Annotated in this window: 22 protein-coding genes; 11 read left to right on the forward strand and 11 right to left on the reverse strand. The window is 59.3% G+C overall.

Annotated elements, in window-relative coordinates; all coding sequences use genetic code 11:
* The 3 genes from BKD70_RS25375 to hutC form a co-directional block, all read right to left on the reverse strand.
* Positions 1-130, reverse strand: a 130-nt coding sequence (locus tag BKD70_RS25375; protein WP_256542770.1) for a hypothetical protein, incomplete at its 3' end; no start/stop codon positions are given.
* A 273-nt stretch (positions 131-403) separates the two neighbouring features.
* Positions 404-982, reverse strand: coding sequence for a HutD family protein (locus BKD70_RS13730; protein ID WP_047272941.1), 579 nt, complete (start codon positions 980-982; stop codon positions 404-406).
* Positions 979-1,734, reverse strand: coding sequence for a histidine utilization repressor (hutC, locus tag BKD70_RS13735; protein ID WP_169835842.1), 756 nt, complete (start codon positions 1,732-1,734; stop codon positions 979-981). The genes BKD70_RS13730 and hutC overlap by 4 nt, the downstream gene beginning before the upstream one ends.
* Before the next feature lie 101 nt (positions 1,735-1,835).
* On the opposite strand from hutC, the gene BKD70_RS13740 reads away from it, so the two are divergent.
* Together BKD70_RS13740 and BKD70_RS13745 are read left to right on the forward strand one after the other, a co-directional pair.
* Entirely contained in the window at positions 1,836-3,200 is a 1,365-nt protein-coding gene (locus BKD70_RS13740) for a formimidoylglutamate deiminase (protein WP_047272939.1), read from the forward strand.
* Between the two features lie 120 nt (positions 3,201-3,320).
* On the forward strand, positions 3,321-4,451 hold the full coding sequence (locus BKD70_RS13745) for a hypothetical protein (protein WP_047272938.1): 1,131 nt from the start codon (positions 3,321-3,323) through the stop codon (positions 4,449-4,451).
* Between the two features lie 63 nt (positions 4,452-4,514).
* On the opposite strand, the gene BKD70_RS13750 is transcribed toward BKD70_RS13745, so the two are convergent.
* The gene (locus tag BKD70_RS13750) at positions 4,515-6,452 is read right to left on the reverse strand and encodes an ATP-dependent DNA helicase RecQ (protein ID WP_047272937.1); all 1,938 of its coding nucleotides are present in this window, start codon (positions 6,450-6,452) and stop codon (positions 4,515-4,517) included.
* Positions 6,453-6,725: 273 nt separating this feature from the next.
* Between BKD70_RS13750 and BKD70_RS13755 the strand changes: the two genes are divergently transcribed.
* Complete coding sequence (locus BKD70_RS13755) at positions 6,726-7,076, forward strand: DUF1493 family protein (protein WP_047272936.1); 351 nt, start codon at positions 6,726-6,728, stop codon at positions 7,074-7,076.
* A gap of 65 nt (positions 7,077-7,141) precedes the next feature.
* Here BKD70_RS13755 and BKD70_RS13760 read toward each other — a convergent pair whose 3' ends face one another.
* Together BKD70_RS13760 and hslO are read right to left on the reverse strand one after the other, a co-directional pair.
* Complete coding sequence (locus tag BKD70_RS13760) at positions 7,142-8,683, reverse strand: phosphoenolpyruvate carboxykinase (RefSeq protein ID WP_047272935.1); 1,542 nt, start codon at positions 8,681-8,683, stop codon at positions 7,142-7,144.
* A gap of 179 nt (positions 8,684-8,862) precedes the next feature.
* Positions 8,863-9,765, reverse strand: coding sequence for an Hsp33 family molecular chaperone HslO (gene hslO / locus BKD70_RS13765; protein WP_047272934.1), 903 nt, complete (start codon positions 9,763-9,765; stop codon positions 8,863-8,865).
* A gap of 101 nt (positions 9,766-9,866) precedes the next feature.
* Here hslO and BKD70_RS13770 point away from each other — a divergent pair, with 101 nt between their 5' ends.
* A complete protein-coding gene (locus BKD70_RS13770) occupies positions 9,867-10,664 on the forward strand; it encodes a phosphatase PAP2 family protein (RefSeq protein ID WP_047272933.1) in 798 nt (265 codons plus the stop codon).
* Between the two features lie 34 nt (positions 10,665-10,698).
* Here the strand turns inward: BKD70_RS13770 and BKD70_RS13775 are convergent, their stop codons facing one another.
* Positions 10,699-11,106, reverse strand: a complete 408-nt coding sequence (locus tag BKD70_RS13775) for an RNA-binding S4 domain-containing protein (protein ID WP_047272932.1) — start codon at positions 11,104-11,106, stop codon at positions 10,699-10,701.
* A gap of 116 nt (positions 11,107-11,222) precedes the next feature.
* Between BKD70_RS13775 and BKD70_RS13780 the strand changes: the two genes are divergently transcribed.
* From BKD70_RS13780 to rimK, 3 genes are all read left to right on the forward strand, one after another.
* The gene (locus tag BKD70_RS13780; RefSeq protein ID WP_047272931.1) at positions 11,223-12,002 is read left to right on the forward strand and encodes an EAL domain-containing protein; all 780 of its coding nucleotides are present in this window, start codon (positions 11,223-11,225) and stop codon (positions 12,000-12,002) included.
* A gap of 75 nt (positions 12,003-12,077) precedes the next feature.
* Positions 12,078-12,500: an ATP-dependent zinc protease gene (locus BKD70_RS13785; RefSeq protein ID WP_230683821.1), complete on the forward strand. Its 423-nt coding sequence runs from the start codon at positions 12,078-12,080 to the stop codon at positions 12,498-12,500.
* Positions 12,497-13,402, forward strand: a complete 906-nt coding sequence (rimK, locus tag BKD70_RS13790) for a 30S ribosomal protein S6--L-glutamate ligase (RefSeq protein ID WP_047272929.1) — start codon at positions 12,497-12,499, stop codon at positions 13,400-13,402. Before BKD70_RS13785 ends, rimK begins: the two co-directional genes overlap by 4 nt.
* Positions 13,403-13,475: 73 nt before the next feature.
* Here rimK and BKD70_RS13795 read toward each other — a convergent pair whose 3' ends face one another.
* Together BKD70_RS13795 and ompR are read right to left on the reverse strand one after the other, a co-directional pair.
* The gene (locus tag BKD70_RS13795; protein ID WP_047272928.1) at positions 13,476-14,789 is read right to left on the reverse strand and encodes an ATP-binding protein; all 1,314 of its coding nucleotides are present in this window, start codon (positions 14,787-14,789) and stop codon (positions 13,476-13,478) included.
* Positions 14,790-14,900: 111 nt separating this feature from the next.
* Positions 14,901-15,641 carry a two-component system response regulator OmpR gene (gene ompR, locus BKD70_RS13800; protein ID WP_047272927.1) on the reverse strand — a complete coding sequence of 247 codons (741 nt, stop codon included), beginning with the start codon at positions 15,639-15,641 and terminating at the stop codon, positions 14,901-14,903.
* A 359-nt stretch (positions 15,642-16,000) separates the two neighbouring features.
* Between ompR and BKD70_RS13805 the strand changes: the two genes are divergently transcribed.
* From BKD70_RS13805 to BKD70_RS13820, 4 genes are all read left to right on the forward strand, one after another.
* Positions 16,001-18,322: a Tex family protein gene (locus BKD70_RS13805; RefSeq protein WP_047272955.1), complete on the forward strand. Its 2,322-nt coding sequence runs from the start codon at positions 16,001-16,003 to the stop codon at positions 18,320-18,322.
* A complete protein-coding gene (locus BKD70_RS13810) occupies positions 18,322-18,705 on the forward strand; it encodes a PaaI family thioesterase (protein ID WP_047272926.1) in 384 nt (127 codons plus the stop codon). The genes BKD70_RS13805 and BKD70_RS13810 overlap by 1 nt, the downstream gene beginning before the upstream one ends.
* A 198-nt stretch (positions 18,706-18,903) precedes the next feature.
* The gene (gshA, locus tag BKD70_RS13815; protein ID WP_047272925.1) at positions 18,904-20,487 is read left to right on the forward strand and encodes a glutamate--cysteine ligase; all 1,584 of its coding nucleotides are present in this window, start codon (positions 18,904-18,906) and stop codon (positions 20,485-20,487) included.
* 387 nt (positions 20,488-20,874) lie between these two features.
* A complete protein-coding gene (locus tag BKD70_RS13820) occupies positions 20,875-21,138 on the forward strand; it encodes a DUF3077 domain-containing protein (protein ID WP_047272924.1) in 264 nt (87 codons plus the stop codon).
* 68 nt (positions 21,139-21,206) lie between these two features.
* On the opposite strand, the gene argA is transcribed toward BKD70_RS13820, so the two are convergent.
* Complete coding sequence (gene argA / locus BKD70_RS13825; protein WP_047272923.1) at positions 21,207-22,505, reverse strand: amino-acid N-acetyltransferase; 1,299 nt, start codon at positions 22,503-22,505, stop codon at positions 21,207-21,209.
* Between the two features lie 136 nt (positions 22,506-22,641).
* Positions 22,642-23,793: an acetylornithine deacetylase gene (gene argE / locus BKD70_RS13830; protein ID WP_047272922.1), complete on the reverse strand. Its 1,152-nt coding sequence runs from the start codon at positions 23,791-23,793 to the stop codon at positions 22,642-22,644.
* Positions 23,794-23,810: the final 17 nt, after the last annotated feature.

Here is a 23,810-nt window from a genome sequence, read left to right on the forward strand (position 1 = left end):
TCATCAACATCCGCAGCGGGGCTTCGGTCATCCAGCTTTTAGCCGTAAGACGGGTGCCACGGGCGGCGCGGATTTCACCGTCGCGGTGACGGGTGAACTCGGCTGGCGATTTAGGGGTAGTTGAAGTCACGGGTCACTCCTCAGCGATGGGCAGACGCACACTTATGTACTTGTACATACAAGCATATGCAAGTAAGCGGCCAATCTTTGAATTTTCAACATTAAAATGACGAGAGCCCCGCAAACATGGGCTTTGAACAACGTGAGCGGTGTCTTACAAAAAAAGAAAGCACGCAGGGAGGTGTTACGAGGGGGCGTTTTTGCGCTGTTTTGAGGCATTCGGTAACAAATCGGCCTCAGGGTCAGTGCGTAGCAGCGGCCGAGGGCTGCTACGCGATGTGGGTCAGACGGCACTTAACTCAATCACACAGCAGCGGCCTGTCACGGTGATTTCCAGCAAACGGTCGGCATTGCTCAGTTGCAGGCAATCGTAACGACCCAAATGTTCATGGTGCGTGTGACCGACCCCCACATGCACCTGCTCGCTGGCACTGAACACCAGCACGGTAGTGGCCGAAGTGAAAAAGCGCTGTGGCGTGGTAGCCGCCAGCCATTGCAGCCGGGCGCGGTAACGGTCCGGGGCATAAATCAGGTTGAAATCGCGGATCGGTCCATCCAACAGCGTGCAACTCACTGCGCTTTCACCCCTGAAGGCGAACGCATCGAACGGTAACAAGGCTCGCGTGTGTGCGCCGTCCACTTGCAAATTCATGCCCGCGCCTTGCAGCACGCTGATGATGCGCTGGTAGCCCTCAAACTGCGAAAAACCGCCCGACTCGCCAATGTCAGCAATCGACAGGCGCCAGCCAAAGCCTTCAAGCCCCTCGCCTGCATCACGGGTGATTTCTTCGGTGCTGCCGCCGCCGTTTTTCCACGGCATGCGCGGGTAATCAGCGGCGCGTAAAACGGTCAATGGGTTCATTTACTGAAACGTCCTTCGAGGCGATGACGGGAACCGGGATGAATCAGGCGAGCCGCCGTCACCGGCTGACGGCCCGACCAGGTACGACGACGAACCAGCAGGCAGGGCTCGCCGGGTTCGATTTGCAGCAGCTTGCACTCTTTCGGATCAGCCAGAATCGCTTCGACGACGTGTTCGCCCTCGGTCAGGGGGGCGACTTGAGACAGATAGGCGTAGGGCGTTTGCAGCGTGAAATCCTGCTTGAGGTAATCCGGTGCCACCAGGGCATTCACAAAACGGTCCTCAATTTGCACGGGAATTCCATTCTCGTAATGCACGATCAACGAATGAAACACCTTTTGCCCTTCGCGCATGTCCAGCACCGCCGCGCGCTCGGAACCGGCGGCCTCTTCACCCAGGCTGATGACCTTGCAACTGTGCTCATGGCCACGGGCGGCAATCTCGTCGGCAATGTTGTGGACTTCAAACAGTGCGGACTGGGTTTTGGGTTCGGCCACAAAGGTGCCGACCCCTTGCATGCGCACAAGCAGGCCGTCGGCGGTCATTTCACGCAGGGCGCGGTTAATGGTCATACGGCTGAAGCCCAATTGGCTGACCAGCTCACTTTCAGAGGGGACGCGGTAATGCGGCGGCCAGTTACCGCTCTTGATTTGCTGAGTGATCATCTGTTTGACGCGGGCGTACAGGGGCGCCGGACTTTCGCCCATTTGGGCAGCCAGCGGGTTGACGGCAGGCGGAGTCGGCACAGGCATTCCTTGTTTATGAGTAAAGACGCGTAGCTTGCCGGAGTTTACCGAGCAGGCAAACGTCTGTATATGTATATACAAATAACAAACGATAGGGTACGAAACCGATGTCCGTTTTCTTTGCCGAACGTGCGCTGTTACCCACGGGCTGGGCGACCAATGTCCGAATAGAGGTTGGCGAAGATGGCCGACTCGTGTCCATCCAGCCCGATGCCCACGCGCAAGGGGCCGAACGCGTGAATGACCCGTTGTTGCCGGGCATGCCCAACCTGCATTCCCACGCGTTTCAGCGCGCCATGGCCGGTTTGGCGGAAGTGGCTGGCAACCCCAATGACAGTTTCTGGACATGGCGCGACTTGATGTATCGCCTTGTGGGAAAAATCACCCCGGAACAGCTGGGCATCATCGCCCGCCAGTTGTACATCGAGATGCTCAAGGCCGGTTACACCTCAGTGGCTGAATTTCACTACGTTCACCACGATCTATCCGGCAAGCCCTACGCAAATCCGGCGGAATTGGCATTAAGAATCAGCGAGGCCGCACGCTCTTCGGGCATAGGTCTTACACTCCTGCCGGTGCTTTACACACACGCCGGATTTGGTGGCCAAGCCCCGAATGACGGCCAGCGGCGCTTCATCAACAGCACCGAGCATTACCTGAAAGTGCAGCAACAGTTGGCGCCGCTGTTGGCCAGACAACCGGCCCAAGCCCTGGGCGTGTGCTTTCACTCATTGCGTGCCGTCACCCCGGAGCAAATCCATGACGTCATGGGGGCCAGCGACACCACATGCCCGGTACACATTCACATCGCGGAACAGCGCAAGGAAGTGGATGACTGCCTGAGCTGGAGTGGCAAGCGCCCGATTGAGTGGTTGTATGACAACGTTGAAGTCGACGCGCGCTGGTGCCTGGTGCATGCCACCCATGCCAATGCCGACGAAGTGGCACGCATGGCCACTAGCCAGGCCGTGGCAGGGCTGTGCCTGACCACCGAAGCCAATCTGGGCGATGGGATTTTCCCGGCGGTGGAGTATCTGGCACAGGGCGGGCGCTTGGGGATTGGTTCCGACAGCCATGTGTCCCTGAGCGTGGTAGAAGAGCTGCGCTGGCTGGAATACGGCCAGCGCTTGCGCGATCAGCGACGCAACCGGTTGCACCGTCCCGATCAGCCCATGGTCGGGCGCACGCTGTTTGACGCCGCACTGGCTGGCGGCGCGCAAGCCATGGGGCAGCCTGTTGCCGGGCTGGCGGTGGGCCAGCGCGCCGATTGGATTGTGCTGGACGGCAACGACCCGTATCTGGCCACGGCGCACGAAGATGCCATTCTCAACCGCTGGCTGTTTGCGGGCGGTGATCGTCAGGTGCGTGATGTGCTGGTCAATGGCAAGTGGGTGGTGCGCGAAGGTCGCCATGCTGACGAAATCGAAAGCAGCCACAACTTCGCCCGCGTGCTTAAAGCGCTCGTGGGGTAAGCCACAACACTGACTTCAAACGGCTAAGGAAAGCATTCCCATAGCGGCTAAATCTCCTTCTGATGCAGGAACTGTCCGATAGCTACCTTGCGTTCTCTCCAATGAACGCAAGGATTTATCGTGACTACAGTAACTGTTTACTTCTGCGGCACCGGCTCCACCAAGTTCGACGCCACCCACGAGAATTACTGGAATGGCGAGCTGATTTCGACGCTGGCGGCCCACAGCACAGGCCGTGAGTTTGCTGAATGGATCGTCGTGGATGGGCCCGGCAGCGGCAACTTGCAGGCCGATGAAATGTTCGTGCAGAACAAGGAATACGGCATGACCGGCAGCCTGTTTGGCAAAGGCTGGGAAGAGAACGTGAAGCACGCGCTGAGCATTCTCAAAGGCAAGTGCGAATGGCAACGCGAGAAGCTCACCGAAGCGGAATATAACCGCCTCAAAGCGGCCGGAATTCCGATCGAAGACGTGACCGTGACCGGTTCGTGGATGTGGCGCAAATACGATTACGGCAACCGCAGCGTGACCCAGCAACAACTGCAAGAACAACTGATCAAAACCTTCCGCAAGGACGGCGTGATCCCGACCCGGGTCAACCTGGTGGGCTGGAGTCGCGGCGCCGTCAGCTGCCACATGCTGGCCAACGCCATGCTCAACGACAGTGAGCTGAAACATATTCCGGTCAATATTTTCGCCGTGGACCCGGTGCCGGGCCCGCTGAACTTCCAAAGCGCGCGGGTTGAGCTGGGTAAAAACGTTGAGGAATACGTGGGCTTCTTCGCTCGTGATGAACGCTCTAAAGGGTTTTCTTGCGTCGTTCCGGAAACCGCCTCCAACACGCGCGTCCACATTTACCCAATGGCCGGGCGCCATGCCACGCTAGTGGGCAACGCGGCGCCTGATGGTGACAAAGGCGACAAGGTGCTGGTCGCGCCAGGGATGGTGGTGCGCCATTTCGCAGAAACCTGCCTGACCCGCTGGGGCGTGGCGCTGGATAAACGCTTGAACCTGTCCGCTGCGGATCTGGAAGCACGGCACAAGACCCTCGTCAGTGACGAGGCGAAATACGCGGCCATGCATAAGTACTCCTACACCAAGATCACTGAGTCGGAGAAGAACGAGCGTTACGCGTCACTGGGCAGCAAAGGTGTCGCGTTCAGCGCCATTAAAGGGGCGCCCTACCAGCCAGCCGCAGGGTTGTCGCAGAGCCTTGCGTATAGCCCGACCACCTACAAAGACATCCTGTGATGTGACGCGTTGAAGCCAACCCTCAGGCAGGGGGGTTGGCTTTTTTGTGTGCCGGAGTTCGGTTCAGGCGCCTTGCACATGCAGCGCGGCCCACTCACGAACCTGCGCGTAGGGATAAAGCTCAAGGGCGGCAAACCCCGGAATGGCGCGGGCTTTGATTTTGGTAAACATCGGCACGCTGATACCGCACAAGAAGCGGGTCAGGCGTTCCGGCGGGGGATAACTGCCTGTGTATTCCTGATGCCTGTGGATAAACGGGCCGCACAGGCCTTCAAAGTTTTTATCCACAAGCGGCGCAAGCGCAGGCGGCTCGGGCAATTGCGCCACCTGTCCGGCGCACACCGAACAATGCCCGCAGCGTTGCGGTGCGTTGTCGTCGCCAAAATACTGCGCCAGGCGATAGCTCAAGCACGTGTCACTGGCAAACAGCGCCAACATGGCGTGAATCCGCACGATTTCGGCATTTTCATGGGCGCTGAAGTAGCGATGCAGCTCCAGGCTTAACGCATCGACGTCCACCTCGTTCACCCGCACGCTGTAGACCTCGGTCATCTGCTTGCTTTCCAGCTCGATCCAGCCTTTCTCCTGAAAATAGTCGAGCGCCTTGACCACGCGATTACGCTCGGCCTGATGCTGTTCATACAGCGCATCGAAATTCACCGTCCACCAGGTTCGGGCGCGGCTGGACGTCTGGATGATGCCCGCGACAAAGTCCCGGCGTTCGCCCTCGAACCTGGCCAATAACGCGTCGGGATCGATCAGGCACTTGAAACGGTACTCCGCGAAGTAGGCATAGCGCGGCGCAATCAGCCCACGCAGCTCCAATTGAACCAGCAGGGTTTTGAGCGGCAACTGACGGATATTGCTCTGATCGGACAAGGGCAACAGCATGAATTCCCACTGACCTTCAGCGATGGCCGCACGCAGGTCTTCCAGCACCGTGCGAATCCCCTGCAACTCGGGCGTGTCGCCATAAACGAAGTTTTCCAGCACGTTGAGGCTGTCTCGGTTGGCCAGCACCAGGCAGTCCGACGCCTGCCCGTCGCGCCCCGCCCGGCCGATCTCCTGGCTGTAATTTTCGATCGACTTGGGCAAATCAAAATGCACCACATTGCGGATGTCGCTTTTGTCGATGCCCATGCCGAAGGCAATGGTGGCGACGATGCAGTTCAACTGCCCGCTCATGAACTCACGCTGGATGCTTTCGCGCTGATCGTGGGGCAAACCGGCGTGATAGGCGCTGGCGCTGATCCCGTGCTGATTCAAGTGCTGGGCGATGTGCTCGGCCGTCTTCTGCAAGGTGACGTAGACAATACTCGGTTGGCCCTGACGCTCACCCATCCACTGCACCAACCGCTGACGCTTGGCAGCGCCGGTAACAGGTTCGACCCACAGATTGAGATTGGCGCGATAAAAACCGGTGGTGACGACATCGGATTCAGCAATCGCGAACTTGGTTTGCATGTCCACAATGACCGCAGGCGTGGCAGTGGCCGTGAGCAACAATACTTGTGGGATATTGAACTGGCGCTGGTAGTCCGGAAGCTTCAAATAGTCCGGACGGAAGTTATGGCCCCATTCCGAAATACAGTGCGCCTCGTCCACCACCAGCAAAGAAATCGGGACTTGCTGCAGAAAATGTCGGAAGCGCTCGTTTTTCAGGCGCTCGACCGAAATCATCAAAATTTTCAACTCCCCCGACTTGGCCCGCGCCATCACCGAACTGGCTTCATCGCGGCCTTGTGCCGAGTCAATACTGGCCGCCGGAATGCCGTGGCGCTGGAGAAAGGCCAGTTGATCCTGCATCAGCGCCAGCAGCGGCGAAACCACCAGCGTCAGGTGCGGCAACAGCAAAGCTGGCAACTGATAGCACAGCGACTTCCCGGAACCCGTGGGGAAAATCGCAGCCGCTGAGCGCCCAGCCAACACCGCGCTGATGGCCGCCTCTTGGCCGGGACGAAATTGTGGATAACCGAAAACCTGTTCCAGGGTGTTGTGCATCACTGTCACTCCATTGACCGTTGCAAAGCCCGCAAGGCTAACGCCCGCTGCGCAACGGATCGAGAAAAGGTCAGGGGAAATTGAAAGGGAATGATACAGGGTCGAGTTCAACTGTTCGGTGTTGATCGATGAAGGCAGACCTTCAGCCGGGGATACGCCCTGCCCTGTTGTGCTGATGGGTGGAGCGCTGCACAGCGATCGCAACTTCTTACCTCGACAGCAACTACGGGACTACGTTGTACTTCTTCAACCTTGGGTTTACGGACACACCACATGAAACTCGCCACCGACCTCCCCGACACGCCCGTCTTGCGTGAGCTGATGCAATTGCTGCACGAAGAAATCGGTCTGCCGGAGCACAAAACCGTCAGTTTGAAGACGGCGATCAATCTAGACCTGGGTTGCAATGGCCGTGACGCCCAACAGCTGATGGAGGCGCTGGAAGAGCGCTTCGGGTTGACGCTGGATGATTACGACGCCTATCGCTATTTTCAGCCCGCAGGCCATGACCCTCATCTCAAGCGCAGCGCCAAGGGCCGGGAAAGCAAAGTGCCCTTGACGATTGGCATGCTTTACACAGCCATCGTGGCGCAACACTGGGACACCGACAGCCTTGAAGGCTGATTCGCAGGTATAAAAAAACCGCCCTCTCAGGCGGCTTTTCGTGAATCAGCGTTCGGTACGAAGGGTTATGCCTTCGGGCCAGCCGCCTTGATTGCATCGCTCACGTCAAACTTCTTGAAGTTTTCGGTGAACAGGCCAGCCAATGCCTTGGCGGCTTCGTCGTACGCAGCTTGGTCAGCCCAAGTGTTGCGCGGGTTGAGCAGAGCCGTGTCGACGCCCGGTACGGTTTTTGGCACGTCCAGGTTGATGATGTCCAGGTGTTCGGTTTCAGCACCGATCAGCGCGCCGCTCTGGATCGCAGCGATCACGGCACGGGTGGTCGGGATGTTGAAACGCTTGCCCACGCCGTAGCCACCGCCGGTCCAGCCGGTGTTGACCAGGTACACCTTGGAGCCGAAACCGCGGATGCGTTTGATCAGCAGCTCTGCGTATTCACCGGCAGGACGTGGGAAGAATGGCGCGCCGAAGCACGTCGAGAAGGTCGACTTGATGCCGCTGCCCGAACCCATTTCAGTCGAGCCCACCAGTGCGGTGTAGCCAGACAGGAAGTGGTAAGCCGCTTGTTCTTCGCTGAGGATCGACACCGGCGGCAATACGCCAGTCAGGTCGCAGGTCAGGAAGATCACGGCGTTAGGCTCGCCGCCCAGGTTCTTCGGAGCGCGTTTTTCGATCAGTTCACGCGGGTAAGCGGCGCGGCTGTTCTGCGTCAGGCTGTCATCCGAGTAGTCAGGCTTTTTGTTGGCATCCAGTACCACGTTTTCCAGAACGGCACCGTGCTGGATGGCTTTCCAGATGACCGGCTCGTTCTTCTCCGACAGGTCGATGCACTTGGCATAGCAACCGCCTTCGATGTTGAACACCACGCCCACGCCCCAGCCGTGTTCGTCGTCACCGATCAGGTAACGGCTTTCATCAGCCGACAACGTGGTCTTGCCGGTGCCGGACAGGCCGAAGAACAGGGTCACGTCGCCGTCTTCACCCATGTTGGCGGCGCAATGCATCGGCAGGACGTCAACGGCTGGCAACAGGAAGTTTTGAACGGAGAACAGGGCTTTTTTCATTTCGCCGGCGTAACGCATGCCTGCGATCAGGACTTTTTTGGCCGCGAAGTTGATGATTACGCAACCGTCGGAATGGGTGCCATCGCGCTCAGGCACGCACTCGAAGTTCGGTGCGTTGATCACTTGCCACTCATCTTTGCCAGCCGGGTTGTACTGTTCAGGGTTGATGAACAGGCAACGGCCAAACAGGTTGTGCCAAGCGGTTTCGGTGGTCATTTTCACGGGCAGGTAGTGCGCCGGGTCAGAACCTACATGAACGTGGGAAACGAAGCGCTCGCGCTCACCGAGGTAGGCCGCAACACGGTCCCACAGTGCGTCGAACTTGTCGGCCGGGAACTTGCGGTTGATCGCGCCCCAGGCAATGGCGTCCTGAGTTGTAGGCTCTTCAACGATAAAGCGGTCAGCTGGCGAACGGCCGGTACGGTGGCCCGTTTTAACAACCAGTGCGCCATTGTCGGCAAGCTCACCTTCACCACGGTTCAGGGCTTCTTTGACCAGATCGTCGATGCTCAGATCGGTGTACACGGCGTTATTAGCTTGCGTCATGAGGTTCCCCGTCGGCCATTGGCCGATTGCGCCAAACGTTTTGTAGTAGAAAATTTTGCACTACTACCGCGAAAAAAGTGGGCCGGATTATGCCAGAAACGCCCAAAAAAAGTAGGGCCCACCTGTCAGAACCGCGTTATACCGGGCTTTGACAGGGGTTTTACCTGCGCTGAAACGTTTTAGTGGTGAGTGCCTGAAGGCGTCTCTACACCTGCGCCCGCGAACAATTGATCGACATCGGCGGCATCGAACAAGTAACGCTCGTTGCAAAATTGGCAGTCGATTTCAATATGGCCGCCGTGCTCTTTGACCAGCGTAAGCGCATCGTCATGGCCCAGGCTGGACAACGCATTGCCGGAGCGTTCGCGCGAGCAGCTGCATTTGAATTCGATGCCATCCTTATCAAAAAGACGCACTACATCCTCGTGGAACAAGCGATGCAGAATTGTTTCGTTATCCAGCCCCAGCAGTTCTTCGACCTTGAGGGTATCGCCCAACGCATTCAGGCGGTTCCAGCTCTCGGCACGATCTACTTCGTCTTTGATCACTTCGGCAGGCAGTTGCTGCAAGAGCATGCCGCGTGCGCGCTTGCCATCCGCCGCGAGCCAGAAACGCGTAGGCACCTGGTGCGACATTACGAAGTAATTGGTGAAACAGGCCGACAGATCATTGCCGCCCAGGTCCACGATGCCCTGATAACGCTTACCGATTGTCGGGTCGATGGTCAGGGCCAGGACGCCGTTGGGCATCAGGTCGCTCAGGGTCGCGTCGGGGGTGATCTGATCCGCGTCAAATCGGGCCAGGCCGCGAATTTCATGTTCGCTGGTGATTTCAATCATCAGCAGCGGAACCGCGCCTTCGGAACGGGCTTGAAGGCTCATCAGGCCGTCGAATTTCAGGGTGCTGACCAGCAACGCCGCAGCGGCCATCAGCTCGCCCAGCAGTTGTTGAACCGGCTCAGGGTAAGCGTGCTTGGCCAGTACCTCAGCGTAGCTGTGATCCAGCGACACCAGCTCGCCGCGGGTGTCGCTGTTATCGAAAATGAAGCGCTGCGTAAAGTCGGTTTTGCGTAAATCGGACATAGGAATAGGGTTCTAAATTGGTGACAAAATGTGTTCGAGTCTTTATAAAGGCGCGTTTTTAGCACCTATCGAGTGCAAAGACCCAGCCAAGGGGGCATGTCATGAACAATCCCACTCTGTTCCAAACAAGGTGGAACCTCAGAGCCCTAGCGGGGTGTAATTTACTCGCTCTGGGGCTTTTGTGTTTCTGGTTATGGCCATTCGGCCAAATTCTCTGCCTGACTTTCGACGACTGGTTGTTCCATCTGCTCAATCGTCCATTGGCTGATAACCCTATATGGCTCCACATGTGGGCAGTTGCAAGTCTTCGACCTTTCGATGTGGTAGTCGGGGTCATCATGCTGGCCCTGCTGATCAAAGGTAACTGGGTATTTGAGGCCACGCAGGTCCGTCGCGCGCTGTTTGGTTTTCTGGCGATCCTGTTGCTGCTGGTGGTGATCCGCGCGCTGTTTTCCAAACTCACGGCCGCGATGGGTTGGCAGCACAATAGCCCGTCGATGGTGTTTGAAGATGCCATTCACCTGAGCGACTTCTTTCCGGGCCTTGAAAAAACCTGGGAACTGAAAGACCGCTCAAGCCAGAGCTTTCCGGGCGATCACGCCTCGGTACTGCTGATCTGGGGCATGTTCATGAGTGTGTTCAGCCGCACCATTGGCCAGAAGGTGGTGATCTGGGGCCTGACGCTGCTGTTCATGATGCCGCGACTGGTAGCTGGCGCTCATTGGGGCCAGGACGACTACATCGGCGGCTTGTTGCTGGCATTCCTGGCGTTGGGCTGGGGCTATTACACCCCGTTCGCGGCCAAGGTTTCAGGTGCGCTGATGCGCGTGACGGCACCGATTTTTTCGCTGTTGCAGCGTCTGCCGCTGGTGTCACGCATGAGCGTGGTGCGCGGTTAAGCAACGCGCGTCATACACCGTTTAAACCTGCGCTCTACTCGGCGCCACTGGCATCCTGAAACTGATGCAGTTGGCGCCGTTGTTTTTTGGTCGGTTTACCGTCCGTCGTGATGCCCATTGCTCCGGATTTGCGCATGGCGGCAGCGTGTTCACGCTTGGCAATACTCTGCTCAGTTTCGGCGTACAACAATTGCGCCTCGGGCGCGCCACGACGCACGACTGACAGCGCTTTGACTTCGACCGTGCGCTCTTCCAGGCCCACGCGTATTTGCAGCTCATCGCCCAGTCGAGGCTCTTTACTCGGCTTGCAACGCTCACCGCGACAATGCACTTTGCCACTTTCAATAGCGGCCTTGGCCAGCGCCCGGGTTTTGAAAAACCGCGCCGCCCACAACCATTTGTCCAAACGGACCTTTTCGTCTTCTTCTTGCTTCTGAGCCATTGGAATTCCTCTTCTTTGACAGAGTCAGAACTGTACTACCGTTTCTAATGAATAGATGAATCTGGCATCCGGCTAGAATGCCGTTCCTCTCAGCGCCTTTGGCGAGGTTATGTCCCATGACGTTTTTTCCCGATTCCCTGACGGGCGCCAAAAGCCGTTGCGACGCTTGTCGACAAGCCACGCCGCTGGGGTTCGATTTCCAATTTGCGTACCAACCGATCGTGGACTTGCGCGATCAATCGGTCTTTGCCCACGAAGCACTGGTCAGAGGGCCTGCCGGTGAAGGCGCACTGGATGTTTTACGGCAGGTAAATGACACCAATCGTTACCGTTTCGACCAGGAGTGCCGCACGCGTGCAATCAAGGGCGCGGCCGCGCTGGGCATGCAGCAACACCTGTCCATCAACTTCATGCCCAACGCGGTGTATCGGCCGGAACTGTGCATTCGCAGCACCCTGGAAGCCGCCAAAGCCCACGATTTCCCGCTCGACAAGCTGATTTTCGAAACGCTGGAAAGCGAACACATAGATAACTATCGCCATTTGACCCATATTCTGCGTGAATACCGCGAATTCGGTTTCAAGACAGCCATCGATGACTTCGGAGCAGGTTATTCGGGGCTCAATTTATTGGCGGATTTTCAACCTGACCTGATCAAGCTCGACATGGCACTCATCCGCGATGTCGATCAGGATCGTGCGCGTCAGGCTATCGTGCGCGGCGTTGTCATGATGTGTTCTGAATTGAACGTTACAGTCATAGCCGAAGGCATCGAAAGCGCTGGCGAACGGGATTTCCTGGCCGATTGTGGAATATTTCTGATGCAGGGTTACTGGTTCGCCAGACCGGCATTTCAAGCGTTGGCCGAGGTTCGACCTGCGGCCTGGATACGTTAATCGCGGTTACTCATATTGAAGACATTTGATCATCTGACCGTTGTCGGTCTGCGCGAGTGGGTGGCGCTCCCCGATTTGGGCGTCGCAGGCTTGCGCGCCAAAATCGACACCGGCGCCAGTACGTCCAGCTTGCACGCCACTGAAATCGAGCCTTTTGTGCGCGATGGTGCCGAGTGGGTGCGTTTCAACGCTCATTTGGGCACGCTGGTGCAACTGCGTCATCGCCGTTGCGAAGCCCCTCTGGTGGCGATAAAAACCATTAAAAGTTCTAACGGTCATGCGCAAGTTCGCTATGTGATCCGCACCCGCCTCGCGCTGGGTGATCGGGTCTGGTCGGTGGAGTTCACCCTCGCCTGCCGCAAGTCCATGCGTTACCGTTTGCTGCTCGGCTCAAAAGCCCTGATCGATGGCCAACTGGTGGTCAATCCGGGGCTCAAATACGTTCAAGACAAGCCGGTTTTCCCGGTCTCTACCCTTTCTGCCACAGGTGCTGCATGAAGATCGCTGTGCTGTCGCGTAACCCGCGTCTGTATTCCACTCGTCGCCTGGTCGAAGCCGGGACGGAACGAGGCCACGAAATGGTAGTGATCGATACCCTGCGTGCCTATATGAACATCGCCAGCCACAAGCCGCAGATCCACTACCGGGGCAAGCCGCTGGAAGGCTTCGATGCCGTGATTCCGCGCATTGGTGCCTCGGTCACGTTTTACGGCTGTGCGGTGTTGCGCCAGTTCGAAATGATGGGGGTTTTCCCGCTGAACGAATCGGTGGCCATCGCACGTTCGCGGGACAAACTGCGCTCCCTGCAATTGCTGTCGCGGCGTGGGCTGGGGTTGCCGGTGACGGGCTTTGCGCACTCGCCGGATGACATCCCCGACCTGATCGAAATGGTCAATGGCGCACCGTTGGTGATCAAGGTGCTGGAAGGCACCCAGGGCATCGGCGTTGTGCTGTGCGAAACCGCGACGGCGGCAGAATCCGTGATCGAAGCCTTCATGGGCCTCAAGCAAAACATCATGGTGCAGGAATACATCAAGGAAGCCGGCGGCGCCGATATTCGCTGCTTCGTGGTGGGTGACAAGGTGATTGCGGCGATGAAACGCCAGGCCAAACCGGGTGAGTTCCGTTCCAACCTGCACCGTGGCGGCAGCGCCAGCCTGATCAAGATCACCCCGGAAGAACGCATGACCGCCATTCGGGCCGCCAAGGTGATGGGGTTGAGCGTGGCAGGCGTGGACATCCTGCGCTCCAATCACGGCCCGTTAGTGCTGGAAGTCAACTCCTCACCGGGTCTGGAAGGGATCGAAACCACCACGGGTAAAAACGTGGCCGGAATCATCATTGAACATCTGGAGAAAAACAGCGGGCCGAACCTGACAAGAACCAAAGGCAAAGGCTGACGCCCGCCGCCACGACCAACAAAAACGCGAGGCTGCCTCCATCGGCAGCCTCGCGTGTGGTTAGCTCAGGTCCTTACACCGCGCCACGGGGCAACATCAGCCCCAACGGCAACCTGACCCGCGCTTCAAGCCCACCGCCGGAACGGTTGCGTAACTCGACATTGCCACCATGCATCGACGCGATGCGCTTGACGATTGCCAACCCGAGCCCGGTCCCCTTTCCGCCGCGGGCACGATCGCCGCGAATGAACGGGTTGAAGATGTCTTCAAGCTCGGAAGGGTCGATGCCTGCACCACGATCCATCACGCTGAGCACCACATACGGCGCGCTCACATCGCCTGACACATAGGCGGCCACTTCCACATCCTCACCCGCATGATGCAACGCGTTGCCGATCAGGTTGTTGAGCAAGCGCTTCATCGATACCCGGCGCAGCGGAAACGGCTGAATCGGTTGCAGGCGCAAACGCACCCTCTCTTCGTTCTGGTTGTAAGGTGCCACGACCTCACGCACCAGCTCGCACAAGTCCACCTCTTCGACCAACTCGTCACGGCCATCGCGAATAAAGGCCAGGAACTGATCGAGGATCGCGTCCATGTCTTCGATATCGCGCACCATGTCGTCCGTCAGGTCGTTATGGTTGCCCATCAATTCCAGCGACAAACGCAGACGCGTCAACGGCGTACGCAAATCGTGGGAAACCCCCGCCAGCATCAACTCTCGCTCGCGACCCGCTTGCTCCACGTCTTCAGCCATTTGGTTGAACGCGCTGTAAACCTCCGTCATCTCACTCGGCGTATCACTGATCGGCAACCGCACGCTGCGGCCCTGACCCAGTTGACGCGCGGCATACACCAGGCGCTTGAGCGGCTGGTTAAGTTGACTGACGAAAATCCACGCCGACGCAGTTGAGAGCAAGCCAATGGCCAAGAACCAGCCCAGCACGCTCCATATTTTTTGCCCGCGCAGCGGGTGCGGGTACAGCGGCACTTTCAGCCAGCCATCCCCCAGACTCGGCGCCCGAACCCACAAGGCGGGTGGCGAATGCACCCGCAAGCGAACCTCGGTATCAGCGCCCAGCTCGGCCTGCATCTGACGTTGGTAAGCACCGCTGTAAGGCCAATGCTGCTCACCCTCGGGCACGCCGCCACCCACCACCCGGATCAACCCGGCGGCATCGGCAATTTTTTCGCGGTTTTCCTCATCGGCCGCCCAGTAGGCACGCAGCGTAAGCGCAACGCCGTGGCTGTATTGACGATCAACCAGGACATCTTCATTCATCAGCAAGTACACCAACGTCAGTGCCTTGGAGAACAGAACGACGATCAATACCAGCCAGAGGGTGCGCGAGAAGAAACTTTGGGGGAACCAGAGAGGGGTTTTCATAGATTGATGCTTTTGCAGTTTGCAGGAGCGCGTAGGGATACCCGCAGAAATGAAATTGCGGGCCACTCAGGTGTTGAACACCCTGCGTGGCCCGCTCCTACAAATGATCCATCACTTGGTGGCGTTGCCGTCCGGCACAAATACATAACCCACGCCCCAGACTGTCTGGATGTAACGCGGTTTGGACGGATCCGGCTCAATCATGCGGCGCAGGCGGGAGATCTGAACGTCGATTGAACGCTCCAGCGCATCCCATTCACGGCCACGGGCCAGATTCATCAGCTTGTCGCGCGTCAACGGCTCGCGGGCATGCATGACCAGCGCTTTAAGCACCGCAAACTCACCGGTGGTCAGCATGTGAACTTCATCACCGCGTTTGAGTTCGCGGGTGGCCAGTGACAACTCGTAATCACCGAACGTGACGCTTTCGTCTTCGCTGCCCGGCGCACCCGGTACGGGCGCAGACTGGCGGCGCAACACGGCTTTGACCCGCGCCATCAGCTCATCGGGGTTGAAGGGTTTGGCCAGATAGTCGTCGGCCCCCAGTTCAAGGCCCTTGATCCGGCTCAGCTCATCGCCTTTGGCAGTGAGCATGATGATCGGCACGCGATTGTTCGCAGCGCGCAAACGGCGGCAGGCGGACAGACCGTCTTCGCCCGGCAGCATCAAGTCCAATACCACAAGGTTAAACACCTCGCGGGCCAGCAAACGGTCCATTTGCTCGACGTTGGGAACCGCGCGTGCGCGATAGCCCTTGCTGGTGAAAAAACGTTCCAACAGGCTGCTCAGGCCCGGGTCGTCGTCCACGATAAGAATTTTTTCGCCTTCAGCAGTGTGTGCAGTGCTGCTCATTAGATGCTCCTGTGATCTCGGCGCGCATTATGGCGTAGCTGCTGTTATACGCATCGTGTGCATTGTTAGCAGATTTTTCCTTCACAGCCAGTACACAGATCATGGCGCGCGCTGCACGCAGTGCCCTGAAGACAGGAACGCTGGTTATAATGCGCCGCCTTTTGTGTCAGGCAACCTCGAATTTTCAATACGTGCGGCGCGATTATTTTTTTCAGCGCATGCCGCATTTTGCAGACTTCACGGGTCAACAGGCTGCCCTTTTGGCCCCGGTAGCGGCGCTTTTTCAAGCCGCTCAACCCGCCTCGCAAGCCTTCAAGCCCGGGCCTGCGAGCCTGCATCACAATTTGTCAGGTGGTTTTATGGACAGCATCAACAGCCGCATCGCCGAAGAACTTGGCGTGCGCCCGCAGCAGGTCGAAGCGGCCGTCGCACTTCTGGATGAAGGCTCCACCGTACCCTTCATCTCCCGTTACCGTAAGGAAGTGACAGGCAGCCTGGATGACACCCAACTTCGTCATCTGGAAGAACGCCTGCGCTACCTGCGAGAACTCGACGAACGGCGCATCAGCATCCTCGCCAGCATCGAAGAACAAGGCAAGTTGACGCCAGAACTGGCGCGCGACATCAAACTGGCCGACACCAAAACCCGCCTTGAAGACTTGTACCTGCCCTACAAGCAAAAGCGCCGCACCAAGGGCCAGATCGCCCTCGAAGCGGGCCTCGGGGAACTGGCTGACGGCCTGTTCAATGACCCGACCCTGAACCCCGAGACGCAAGCCGCCCGTTTCGTCGACGCTGAAAAAGGCGTGGCCGACGTCAAGGCAGCCCTCGACGGCGCCAAATACATCCTCATGGAGCGTTTCGCCGAAGACGCCACCCTGCTGGACAAACTGCGCAGTTTTCTCAAGCAGGAAGCCACCCTCAGCGCTCGCGTCATCGCCGGCAAAGAAGAGGAAGGCGCCAAATTCCGCGATTACTTCGAACACGACGAGCCGCTCAAAAGCATGCCGTCGCACCGGGCGCTGGCGATTTTCCGCGGGCGCAATGAAGGCATTCTCAGCTCGTCGCTCAAAGTGGGCGAAGAATTGCCCGGCACGATGCACCCCGGCGAACTGATGATTGCCGAGCGTTTCGGCCTGCAAAACCAGAACCGTGCGGCCGACAAATGGCTGGGCGAAGTGGTGCGCTGGACGTGGAAGGTCAAGCTGTACACCCACCTTGAAACCGATCTGCTGGGTGAGCTGCGCGACGCCGCAGAAACCGAAGCCATCAACGTGTTTGCGCACAACCTGCATGACTTGCTGCTGGCCGCGCCAGCGGGCCCGCGCGCGACACTCGGCCTGGACCCAGGCCTGCGCACCGGTTGCAAAATTGCCGTGGTCGATGCCACCGGCAAACTGCTCGAACACGCCACCGTGTACCCGCACGTACCGCACAACAAGTGGGACCAAACCATCTCCATCATGGCGGCCCTGTGCGCCAAACATTCGGTCGAATTGATCGCTATCGGCAACGGCACGGCGAGCCGCGAGAGCGACAAGCTGGTCATCGACCTGATCAAAAAATACCCGGCACTGAAAGTCACCAAAGTCATGGTGTCCGAAGCCGGGGCCTCGGTGTACTCGGCGTCGGAACTGGCTGCCAAGGAATTCCCCGACCTGGACGTGTCGATCCGTGGCGCGGTCTCGATTGCCCGCCGCCTGCAAGACCCGCTCGCCGAACTGGTCAAAATCGACCCCAAATCCATCGGTGTCGGCCAATACCAGCACGACGTGTCGCAGCTCAAGCTGGCACGGGGCCTGGACGCGGTGGTGGAAGACTGCGTAAACGCTGTGGGTGTGGACGTAAACACCGCCTCGGTGGCGCTGCTGGCCCGGATCTCCGGCCTCAACGCCACACTGGCGCAAAACATCGTGAACCATCGCGATGAAAACGGTGCGTTCAAAACCCGCGCCGCGCTGAAAAAAGTCAGCCGTCTGGGTGAAAAAACCTTCGAACAAGCCGCCGGTTTCTTGCGCGTCATGAACGGCGACAACCCGCTGGACGGCTCGGCGGTTCACCCCGAAGCCTACCCGCTGGTCAAGCGCATCGCCTCCGACACCGAGCGCGACATCCGCTCGCTGATTGGCGATGCCAGCTTCCTCAAGCGTCTGGACCCTAAGCAGTTCACCGATGAAACGTTTGGCCTGCCCACCGTCACCGACATCCTGCAAGAGCTGGAAAAACCGGGCCGCGATCCGCGTCCGGAGTTCAAGACCGCCGAGTTCCAGGAAGGCGTCGAAGACCTCAAAGACTTGCAGCTGGGGATGATTCTGGAAGGCGTCGTCACCAACGTGACCAACTTTGGTGCGTTCGTCGATATCGGTGTCCATCAGGACGGTCTGGTGCACATTTCGGCGCTGTCCGAGAAATTCATCAAAGACCCGCGTGAAGCCGTCAAAGCCGGTGACGTGGTCAAGGTCAAAGTGATGGAAGTCGACATCCCCCGCAAACGCGTGGGCCTGTCGATGCGCATGAGCGACACCCCCGGCGAGAAAATCGACGGGGCCCGCGGCGCACGTCCCGGCGCTTCGGGGCGCCAGCAAAACACCGCGCCACGCAAAGAAACCGTGGCCGCGGCCCCTGCCAACAACGCCATGGCCTCGCTGTTCGCCAATGCCAAGCAGTTGAAGAAGCGCTGATGCAAATCCCGGCCGGGCTGACCCAAAGCGCGTTCAGTGAGCTGATCGGCTGTCGCGTGGTGCAACTGGATGAAGGCGCGGCCCATGTCGCCCTGAGCCTGGAGCCGCACCTGCGCAACCGTGGCGGCAAACTGCATGGCGGGGTGTTGTTCAGCCTGGTCGACATCAGCATGGGGCTGGCCTGTTCCAGCACCCATGGCTTCGATCAGCAAAGCGTCACGCTGGAATGCAAGATCAACTACATCCGGGCAGTGTCCGAAGGCGATGTGCTGTGCATCGCCAGGGTCATCCACCCCGGTCGCCGCACGCTGGTCGTCGAAGCTGACGTCTGGCAGGGCGACAAGCTGGTCGCAAAAGCGCAAGGCACCTTCGCTGTCCTGTAGCGGTTACCCGTCGATTTAGGTTAATTTCGGCACTGCATACGCGGTGCCGAAATGCGCCCGGAGCGCCCGGGGCCGATACAGGGACGGGGCTGAGCACTCCTTTTAAAAGTCAGGCGACCACGCCGGCTTCAACTTCACCCTTGTAGACCGTCCTGACCACCCCCATATTGGGGCGACTGACGCGTGAAGGAATCCAACTTGAGCCAACTTCTCAACCGCCGCCTGGCTCTGCTCAGCGAGCGCGCTAACCTCACTCTGCTGGAGCAGTGCCTGCACGGGATCGAGCGCGAATGCTTGCGCGTCACCGGCGAGGCCCGCCTGGCCCAGACGCCGCACCCCGACGCACTGGGGTCGGCCCTGACCAACGATCAAATCACCACCGACTATTCCGAGTCGCTGCTGGAGTTCATCACCCCGGCCCTGCCCGACCCGGCAGAGACGCTGGCCAGCCTCGACAAGATCCACCGTTTTGCCTACAGCAAGCTCGGCAACGAGTACCTGTGGAGCCCTTCGATGCCGTGCCCGTTGCCGGCCGAAGCGGACATTCCAATTGCCTACTACGGCACGTCCAACATCGGACAGCTCAAGTACGTTTATCGCAAGGGCCTGGCCCTGCGTTACGGCAAAACCATGCAGTGCATTGCCGGCATTCACTACAACTTCTCGTTGCCTGAGGCCCTTTGGCCTGTGCTCAAAGCGGCAGACGGCTTTGTGGGCACCGACCGCGATTACCAGTCGAGCGCTTACATCGCGCTGATCCGTAACTTCCGCCGTTACAGCTGGCTGCTGATGTACCTGTTTGGTGCTTCGCCTGCACTGGACGCGGGGTTTCTGCGTGGCCGGGCTCACCAGCTCGAACAACTGGACCCCGACACGCTCTACCTGCCGTATGCCACCAGCCTGCGCATGAGCGACCTCGGCTACCAGAGCAACGCCCAGGCGGGCCTGACGCCGTGCTACAACGACCTCAAGAGTTACACCGACAGCCTGCGCAAAGCCGTGGCAACGCCCTACGCGCCGTATGTCGAAATCGGCACGCACCAGGACGGCGAGTGGGTGCAACTGAACACCAACATCCTGCAAATCGAAAACGAGTACTACTCCAACATTCGCCCCAAGCGTGTGACCTACAGCGGCGAGCGCCCGATTCAGGCGCTCATGTCCCGTGGCGTGCAATACGTTGAAGTGCGTTTGCTGGACATCAACCCGTTCCTGCCGGTGGGCATTGACCTGCCCGAAGCCCGCTTTCTGGATGCTTTCCTGCTGTACTGCGCGCTGCAGGAAAGCCCGCAGTTCGACAGCACGGCATGCGGCAACTGCACCTCCAACTTCCTCAGCGTCGTCAAGGAAGGTCGCCGTCCGGGCCTGCAATTGCAGCGTGACGGTCAGCCGGTCGACATGAAGGCATGGGCAGCCGAACTGCTGGAACAGATCGCACCGTTGGCCGCGCTGCTGGACCAAAGCCACGGCGGCGATGCCCACAGCAAGGCGGTGGACGAGCAACTGGCGAAAATCAGGGACGTGTCCCTGACCCCGTCGGCCAAAGTGCTGGCCAGCATGGCCGAGCACAAAGAAAGCTTCGCCCAATTCTCCCTGCGCCAGAGCATGGCCCACGCCGAATACTTCCGCGGCCAGCCACTCAGCCCTGAAGATCAGGCGGCTTTCGAAGAAAAAGCCCGCAAATCGATCAACGACCAACTAGACATTGAAGACACCGAAGAAGGTGATTTCGACCTGTTTGTGGCGTCGTATCAGGCGAGCATTTTGGCGATCAGTAACTGAGTGATGGCGGGCGGGCAGCCCGCCAGCCAATCCCCGAAGACGTTCAGGTCTCGCCGTGTCAGGGGGCGCGCACGCAAAGGTGCCGCCTCCTACACGAACTGCGGCAACGGATGGCTTCGGGGATTTGAGTGCAGGCGTACCGTACACCGCCGCTGAAATAAACAGTGGCCGGGCCTGAGAATCCGAGAAAGAATAGCGACCGGAACGCCACCCATCTCCATGATTGAGGGCGTTTTTTTTGTGCCAGCTCACCCTTTATGGCAGCTGTGCGCGGGAGGCATTCGTGCCGCCGGGGTTCCTATTGTCCCGATTCTCAGCCCGCGTACGGCTGCCACCCTCGCCTGAGAACTGAAAGTGGCAGCTCTTAATCACATAGGAGCACACTCAATGACCACCCCTTCCCCGATCAACACCCTCGGCGTCGTAACCTTTGGCCCGTGTGGCGAAAACGACCTTCCTCTGTTTTGCGTTAACCCCGGCATCCCCTTGCGTCAGGCGCTGGAGCACGTGTCGGCGTTGTTGTTTTGCGCCAAAAAGCTGGCCCTGGATGCCGCCCTGGAGAAGGACGGGGAACGCCATGCCTGGGCGTCGCACTACTTGTGCGACATGGGCAAGGCGGTCATTGATGATGTGTGTTTGCAGGCGTTTTAACGACGCACCGAAGCCGCCGCTCGACGCAGGTGTGCGTGGAACGGCGGCTCCAGTCGGCCGGGCAGGCGCTACAGGGCTTTTTCGAAGATTTTCGAGTTGCGCTGAAAGTTGTACAGCGAGGCGCGGGCTGCCGGCAGGCGTTCGACGCTGCTGGGCTCGAAGCCGCGCTCGCGGAACCAGTGGGCGGTACGCGTGGTTAAGACGAACAGGGTGTTGAGGCCCAACGCCCGCGCACGGCTTTCGATGCGTTCGAGCAGTTCGTCGCCGCGGCGGCCATGGCGGTATTCCGGGTTCACGGCCAGGCAGGCCAGTTCGCCCGCCTCGGAATCGGCAATCGGGTACAACGCCGCGCAGGCGATGATCATGCCTTCACGCTCGACCACGCTGAATTGCTCGATTTCGCGCTCCAGCACTTCGCGGGAACGACGCACCAGAATGCCCTGCTCTTCCAGCGGGCTGATGAGGTCGAGCAAACCGCCGACGTCTTCAATCGCGGCTTCGCGGATTTTTTCGAACTGCTCCTGCGCCACCAGCGTGCCGCCGCCGTTACGGGTGAACAGCTCGGTCAGCAGCGCGCCGTCTTCGGCGTAGCTGACGATATGGCTGCGGGCCACGCCGCCCCGGCAGGCCTCGGCGGCCGCTTCCAGCAGTTCAGCCTGATAATCGCTGCCCAGGCGCTTCATGTGGGCGGGCACTTGTTGCGGCCGCAGCTCGCGCACCAGACGCCCGTCTTCATCGAGCAAGCCCGGCTCGGCGCCAAACAGCAGCAATTTGTCGGCCTCCAGATCGATGGCGGCACGGGTGGCGACGTCTTCGCAGGCCAGGTTGAAGATTTCGCCAGTCGGCGAATACCCCAGCGGCGACAACAGCACGATGGAGCGCTCGTCGAGCAAGCGGTTAATGCCCTTGCGGTCCACCCGCCGCACTTCGCCGGTGTGGTGGTAGTCCACGCCATCGAGCACGCCAATCGGGCGCGCCGTCACCAGATTGCCGCTCGCCACGCGCAAGCGCGAACCCTGCATCGGTGAGGACGCCATGTCCATCGACAGCCGCGCTTCAATCGCAATGCGCAGCTGGCCCACGGCGTCGATCACGCATTCCAGCGTCGGGGCATCGGTGATGCGCATGCCTTCGTGGTAATGCGGCGTCAGCCCGCGCGCTTGCAGGCGGCTTTCGATTTGCGGACGCGAGCCATGCACCAGCACCAGCCGTACGCCCAAACTGTGCAGCAGCACCAGGTCGTGAACGATGTTGCCGAAATTGGGGTGCGCCACGCCATCGCCGGGGAGCATGACGACGAAGGTGCAATCGCGGTGGGCATTGATGTAAGGGGACGCGTGACGTAGCCAGTTAACGTAATCGGGCATAACCGGAGCCTGTAAAAAAGTGAGTCGCCTAAAAAGGGCACAAACAGCAAACGCACAACGGGCTGGTAGTTATCGTCGAAACTGACTTGGCGACACGCGTGCTCTCCTTGTGTGGACGGGTTGGACCTGCGGCGATTTACGGCGCCGGGGTCAGGCAATAGTGTTCGATCAACTGACTGAGTAGACGCACGGTCGGCTGCAAACGTGACATTTCGAGGTGTTCGCCCGGCTGATGTGCGCAGCTGATGTCACCGGGGCCGAGCACCAGCGTCTCACAGCCAAGGCGCTGAAGATAAGGCGCTTCGGTGCCAAACGCTACTGCTTCGGCACGATGCCCGGTCAGGCGCTCGGCCACGCGCACCAGTTCGCTGTCGGCCGCCTGCTCAAAGGGGGCAACGCCTGCCGCGAGCGGGGCGAAGTCAATCTGCACTTGGTGGTGCTCGGCCAGTGGCTGGAGCTTGCTGCGGATGATGGCACGCAGCGCATGGGGGTCCATGCCCGGCAAGGGGCGCAGGTCGAATTCCAGCGAACACTGGCCGCAGATGCGGTTCGGGTTATCGCCCCCGTGGATGCAGCCAAAGTTGAGGGTCGGCTGCGGCACGCTAAATTGCGGGTTGCGGTATTCGTGCAGCCATTGTTGGCGCAAGTCCTTGAGCGCGCTGATGACGTCGTGCATGGCCTCCAGTGCGCTGTGGCCCAGACGTGGGTCCGAGGAATGGCCACTGCGCCCCAGAATGTCGATGCGCTCCATCATCACGCCCTTGTGCAGGCGGATCGGCTTGAGCCCCGTCGGCTCACCGATCACCGCCGCACGGCCCAGCGGACGCCCGGCTTCAGCAAGCGCACGGGCGCCCGCCATGGAGGTTTCTTCGTCGCAAGTGGCCAGAATCAGCAAGGGTTGCCGGAACGGCTGATCCAGCAGAGGCCGGACGGCTTCGATGATTAAGGCGAAAAAGCCTTTCATGTCACAGCTGCCCAATCCGACCCAGCGGTTATCCACTTCTGTCAGTTTGAGCGGATCGGTCTGCCACAGCGCTTCGTCGTACGGCACCGTGTCGCTGTGGCCTGCCAGTACCAGTCCGCCGGGGCCGCTGCCATAACTGGCGAGCAGGTTGAATTTGCCTGGGCTGACAGGCTGGATCTCGCAGGCAAAGCCCAGATCACCCAGCCACGTGGCCAGCAGGTCGATAACCGGGCGATTGGTTTGATCCAGATGCGGTTGGGTGCAACTGACGGACGGTGCGCTGATCAAGGCAGCGAATTGCTCTTTGAGCGAGGGTAAAGGCATGCGCTGACTTCCTGTTG

Source organism: Pseudomonas sp. BS-2016, assembly GCF_001806145.1.
GTDB lineage: Bacteria > Pseudomonadota > Gammaproteobacteria > Pseudomonadales > Pseudomonadaceae > Aquipseudomonas > Aquipseudomonas lundensis.